5 protein-coding genes are annotated in these 6,368 nt (G+C 33.9%); all 5 read left to right on the top strand.

What is annotated here, in order from left to right:
- The first annotated feature begins 74 nt into the window (after window positions 1-74).
- Complete coding sequence (locus BCR24_RS11500; RefSeq protein WP_239574261.1) at window positions 75-1,145, top strand: WxLIP family cell surface protein; 1,071 nt, start codon at window positions 75-77, stop codon at window positions 1,143-1,145.
- An 82-nt stretch (window positions 1,146-1,227) separates the two neighbouring features.
- On the top strand, window positions 1,228-1,893 hold the full coding sequence (locus tag BCR24_RS11505; RefSeq protein ID WP_069640663.1) for a hypothetical protein: 666 nt from the start codon (window positions 1,228-1,230) through the stop codon (window positions 1,891-1,893).
- 27 nt (window positions 1,894-1,920) lie between these two features.
- Complete coding sequence (lepB, locus tag BCR24_RS11510; RefSeq protein WP_069640664.1) at window positions 1,921-2,529, top strand: signal peptidase I; 609 nt, start codon at window positions 1,921-1,923, stop codon at window positions 2,527-2,529.
- Between the two features lie 195 nt (window positions 2,530-2,724).
- Window positions 2,725-3,498, top strand: a complete 774-nt coding sequence (locus tag BCR24_RS11515; RefSeq protein WP_069640665.1) for a carbonic anhydrase — start codon at window positions 2,725-2,727, stop codon at window positions 3,496-3,498.
- 643 nt (window positions 3,499-4,141) lie between these two features.
- Window positions 4,142-6,368 (top strand): isopeptide-forming domain-containing fimbrial protein (locus BCR24_RS11520; RefSeq protein ID WP_141707055.1); only part of this gene is annotated, 2,227 nt, incomplete at its 3' end.

Genomic DNA, 6,368 nt, shown 5'->3' on the forward strand with positions numbered 1-6,368 from the left:
AGTATTGATGAAAGAGATTAAACAAGTCCGCCTATATTAGGCGTACTTGTTCCTCTTTTTAAGAAAGGGCAATCATGATGAAAAAAACGAGTTTAATGTGCTTAGCAGTTATTTTATACATAGGTTTGATAATCGGTATTTTACCCACAACAGGACAAGCAGCGCAAGAAGATGGAAGTGGGTTCACATATAAAGTCATTCAGCCTGAAAATCAACACAATAAAGATGTCGGCTATTTTGATCTCCGAATGACACCAAGCCAAGAACAAACGGTCACCATTAAAATGAACAATAGTTCAGCTGAAGAAATCACAGTAGATGTAGCGATTAACAGTGCAAAGACGAATACAAATGGTGTAATCGAATACGGTCCATCCAAATTAGAAAAAGATGCCTCACTTAAGTATGATTTTGCTGATTTAGTAAAAGGTGAAAAAACAGTTAAGATCCCTGCAAAACAAAGTGTAGAATATAAATTAAACATAAAAATGCCAGGTTCCCAATATGATGGCGTCATTTCTGGTGGTATCTACATGATTCAAAAAGGGCAGACGGAAAGTCAAAAAGCGATGATCAAAAATGAATATGGCTACATGGTTGGAATGATTTTGACCGAAACAGATACTGCGATGAAGTCTGAGCTAAAACTTAATAAAGTTTTCGCTGATCAGCAAAATTACCGAAACGCAGTGTTCATCAATTATTCAAATACACAACCTGCCTACATCGATGATATGACCGTTGATGTTCAAGTCATGAAAAAAGGGTCGAGTGAAGTTCTTTATGATACAAAACAAAATAAAATGAGAATGGCGCCTAATTCACAAATTAATTTTCCAGTTCCAATGAATGGTGAAAAGATGGTTGCAGGTGAGTATGTGGCTCATGTTGTAATCACAACAGAAAATGATGGTAAATGGACTTGGGAACAGAACTTCGAGATCACAAATGAAGAAGCAGATAAGTTTAACCAAGAAGATGTTAGTTTATTACAGGAAAGTCGAGTAGACTGGTCGTTGATCATTATAGTGGTCGCTAGTGCGTTAGGGATTATATTGATTATATTCTTTGCGGTTCGTTTCTTGAGAAAAAAGAATCAAAAGAAAACAAAAAAGAAAAAGAAATCAAGCAAGAAAAAAAGGTAGTGGCATAAAATGGGGATTAAAAGTGAAAATGTAAGGGTATTGAAATAGAGTAAATAATTAATTATTTTTGGAGGATAGAAACATGTCGATATTAGATTGGCTATTCATTGGGATACTTTCAACGGCAATCCTCTGTATTATTTTTGCAGTTGTTTTCCTAATTTCTTATTTTTTAACGAAGAAAAAGAGACTAGCATTAAAACAACGTCGAATAAAAAATAAAAAGAAACGCAGAGTTTTAAAAAAGAAAATCCATTTATTGAAGCAAAAAGGTAAAAAACAGATGCAATCAGGAATGATCTTTTTGATTTTAGGTTTGATATTAGCAGGCGGAGCCGTATTTTCCCGCTATCATCAAGCCACCAATCTAGGAAATCGTGACTCTGACGCTATCGTAGAAGGGTATTATTTATTAAACAAAACATCTGAGCAGTTAGGAACAATTGAAGGAACCACAAATGTTGAAAAAACAAGAAAAAATTTGCGTGAGCTAGCAGCTAAATTGTCTGGTTTTGGGGTTCGTTACGCTGATCCAAGATTAACGGTAGACGGACAGCAACTATTAAATCGATATTATACGCAAATGAAAGAATTAGGTCTTAACTTGAACAATCAATCGATCGAAAGTCTACAGGAAAAAACAACCTACGACAATTATTTAGCAGATATAAAAAAAGTCAAAACGATTCAAAAAAAGGTTTTCACGTATTTTAATGTGAATGAATCAGCGTTAAGTCAAAAGAAATAACATGTTAAGAAATGGCTGTGAAGCTAAATGACGAAAAAGAAAGTAATTACTAAGAATAAAAAAAGAAGAAAGAAAAATAAGAAACAAAGACTTCTTCAAGAACTCAGTAAAGAAGTAGGCATAACTTTTTTGATTGTATTGTTATGCTTATTTTTACTTTCCAGAGTTGTTTTTGTATTGCCCAAAAATGAAGGGTATGGGATGCGGGAAGCGTTGAATGATGGCGATCGTGTATATGTGGATCGACTTGGTACCCCAAAACGTTTTTCATTAATTTATTTCAAGCAACCTGATGGAAATGAAACCTCAATACGGCGAGTCATTGGGTTGCCAGGGGAACGAATACTCTATTCCAAGGATGAACTTTACGTCGATGGACGACTTGTTGTAGAACGTTTTTTACAGAAAAAGTTAGCGCAAGCTAAAATAGATGATGAAATGATTACCGAAGATTTTGACTCCATTGCTATTTTAGGAACAACAGATGGCATTATTCCAAAGGGCAAATACCTTGTGCTTGGGGATAACCGTAACTACGCCACAGATAGTCGTTATTATGGTTTAGTTGATCAACGAGATGTGATTGGGATTGTAAAACTACGATTGTTACCTTTTTATCAGATTGGTATCCAATGAAGTGATAAAAAAACGGTGGGTAACGTATTGAGATAAAAAAGTGAAATGAGCAAAGTAAAAGTTAACAGCTTATAAAATCGTTGAAAAGAGAATTAGAATAATGAACTATTGAAGTCTATTGAATGAAAAAAATGTTTATTTTTTATGAAAAAAGAGATATAATGGATTGTATTTTGAAGAAAGAAGGATGAAAAAATGAAAAGAAAAACACTCTCTCTATTACTTTTAAGTTTTACAGCCGTTTTAGCTGTTGGCTGTACATCAAACAAAAGTGCTAGTGACGCATCTGATAAGAAAGAAGCTAAAACAGAATCGACAACACATGCAAAAAAATCTGAACATATCGATTATGATGATCAAGAAGAGTGGGAATTCTCTGCTGGGAAGATGCAGTCACCAATTGATATTGTTACTAAAAAAGCAGAAGTGATGACACCAGATACTGGAACAATCACAATTGATTACGGAAAAGATATTACGAAAGCTGAGAATAATGGTCATAGTATCCAAATCACAGATGGTGGTACATCCGTGATTAATGGACGAAACTTTACCTTAAGTCAGTTTCATTTTCATGCGGAGAGTGAACATACTGTTGACGGTAAACATTATCCGATCGAAGCACATTTTGTCAATACTGCCCAAGATGGACGCATTGCAGTGATTGGAGTATTTTTCAAGGAAGGTATTGAAAATAAAGGCTTCCAAGAAGTTTTAGATGACGTAAACAATGATAAAAACGATCCAATAACTGACTTAAATGATATGATTCCATCTAATAGAAGCTATTATCATTATCTAGGTTCATTGACTACACCGCCACTAAATGAAAATGTGGAATGGTATGTGATGAAAGAACCTGTGGAAGTATCTTCAGCTCAAATCGAAGAATTCAAAAAATTGTATTCTCATAATAATCGAGAAGTTCAACCATTGAATGATCGATCAATTTTAGAACATGATGAATAATTAGAATACTATTTTTAATGATTATAATTTGAGATCACTATTTATGACTACATCGATTGTCATAAATAGTGATCTCAAATTTTTTAGCAATCAGATAATTGAAAATTACATATAGAACTAAACAATAAAGGGACAAATGTTAACTTTAATTGAAATAATGTCGAAATTTTTTTGAGCTAAAATAGTTTGCTATTATATTAAAAAGACAAAATAAAACATATTGAAAAAATGGTTTGATTTTTCAATATGTTTTATTTTTTTACATTTAAAGAGTATTGTCTATTTTTTTTAATAAAATTAGATGTTATTCTGTCGATGATTTTATAACGTTTCATTATTAAAAGTAAAAATATGACCTTAAAACGTAACGGAGTAAATATATTTATTTTCTTTTGTATGTATGAATTTGTTATGTAATAAAGAATTGATTGTTAGTTAAGTGAAGTTAATAGAGTTATTGGAAAATTATGAGGATAAAATGTTTTTTTACAGGTATTTTAATTGGATAAATTAACAAAAAATATTTTTAATCATTTTTTTATAATCATTTTTTGAAATGTGTCATATTAAAAAAAGAAACACTTGTTGTTCTAACTTAATATATACTGTTGATATCTTGCAAGTATGAAAGGAGAATTTAGTGATGAAAAAAAAAAATAAAAGTTTCGTAACGATATTTATGATTTTTGAAATGATAATGGGAAATCTAGCACCAGTTGTTTCATTAGCTAGAAATGAAAATTCAAAAGTTAATGATACTGATTTGAAAAATACTGTGACAGTTACGGATCAAAGCTTAGCAGATTGTAGAAGATTACTAGAAGGAGAAGCCTATTACACGTTACCATTAGCAGAAAAAGAACCTGTCGATTTAGTTGTAATTCAAGATGCGAGCGGGAGTTTTGAAGAAAATTTTCCGAAATTGAAAGAAGCTATTAAAGAATTGTTACCAGAAATGCCGAGTCAAGATAGAGTAATGCTGACTTCTTATCAAGGGGGACAATTTTATCAATTAGCAAATGGAAAGGTAATTGATAATTCACCAGGTGATTCACCAATAAATATTAAAACTGTTACTCCTTTGACAGATGATAAAGAAGTATTTATGGATGGATACAACTCTATACGTCCTAAAGGTACGACACCGACAGCACTTGGACTGCAAGAAGCGTTAAACTCCTATAATAAGGCACATGGAGATTTATCGAAACGTAAAACCTATTTCTTATTAATTACGGATGGTGTTGCAAATGTTCAATTAGATGGGAAAATTCATAAATTGAATAATGCTTTACTTGAGTATCCAGCGGGCATGTTTGGCGGCACAAGTGTTGAATATAGCAGTGACTATAAATCTGCTGCAGCTGAAGTGTTGGATTTGAATCAACAGATAAAGTCACAAGGATACACAATGATCAATGCTTTTTGGGAAAGTGTCAATCATCTTAGTGCGAGCAATTCTTACTATGATCGATATAAAGAAATTGGTCCTTATGTTAAGGAAGAACTTGAAAAAGGGGCAAGTTCACCAGAAGATTTTATTGTAGGGAATACAATTGATGATTTCAAAAATCAAGTGAAAGAACTTTTGGAGCAAAAAATTCATCAAATGCCAGATGCAACTTCTTCATTGTTAATTAATGATAAATTTGATATACAATCAGTTTCTGCTACAGATCAAGATGGAAAGCAATTAGATACGAAAGTTAATGGTCAGACAATAAAAGTAGTTACACCAGGCACGTATACCGGAAGCGTTAAAATTAAGTATCAGTTGAAAGAGAATGCACCAATTGATACAGAAACTATCGTTAGTTCTGGGAATTTAGTTCAAGGCGAAAGTAAAGTTGAATTTCCAGAAGCTTTAATAGAAGCAAACGAGCATGCTCATGATTGTGATATAAAACCAGTGAACCCAACAATTGAAAAAGATATTGAAGGAAAAAATCACTTAGAACTGACAAATCGTACAGACGAATTCGAATGGCATATCAACGCACAATTTGGTAATGAAACAAGCCAATGGACCCAAGCGGCGCTTGTCGATCAAGTCAATGACTTACTTACGATCAAAGACGTAAAAGTAGTAGATGAAACTGGAAAAGACGTAAGTGGGAATGGCCGTCTTACAACGGAAAAGAATAAGGTGCAGTTTACCCTAGCCAAAAAAGACGGAAGCTACAGTTACTTATCAGGTCATACGTACACAATGACCATCAAAACCACGATCAGTGAAGAAGCAACGGAGGAAGCTTTAGCGGCATACAGTAAAGAAAATGGGATCCCGAACCAAGCCGACTTAGTGTTTGGGGATGAAGGAGAGAGTATCCATTCAGAAAAACCAACGGTGACACCTCCGCCAGTGAACCCAACAATTGAAAAAGATATAGAAGGAAAAGAGCATTTAGAACTGACAAATCGTACAGACGAATTCGAATGGCATATCAACGCACAATTTGGTAATGAAACAAGCCAATGGACCCAAGCGGCGCTTGTCGATCAAGTCAATGACTTACTTACGATCAAAGACGTAAAAGTAGTAGATGAAACTGGAAAAGACGTAAGTGGGAATGGCCGTCTTACAACGGAAAAGAATAAGGTGCAGTTTACCCTAGCCAAAAAAGACGGAAGCTACAGTTACTTATCAGGTCATACGTACACAATGACCATCAAAACCACGATCAGTGAAGAAGCAACGGAGGAAGCTTTAGCGGCATACAGTAAAGAAAATGGGATCCCGAACCAAGCCGACTTAGTGTTTGGGGATGAAGGGGAGAGTATCCATTCAGAAAAACCAACGGTGACACCTCCGCCAGTGAACCCAACAATTGAAAAAGATATTGAAGGAAAAAATCACTTAGAACTGACGA

Origin of the sequence: Enterococcus ureilyticus, from assembly GCF_001730315.1 — a bacterium.
GTDB classification, from domain to species: Bacteria; Bacillota; Bacilli; order Lactobacillales; family Enterococcaceae; genus Enterococcus_L; species Enterococcus_L ureilyticus.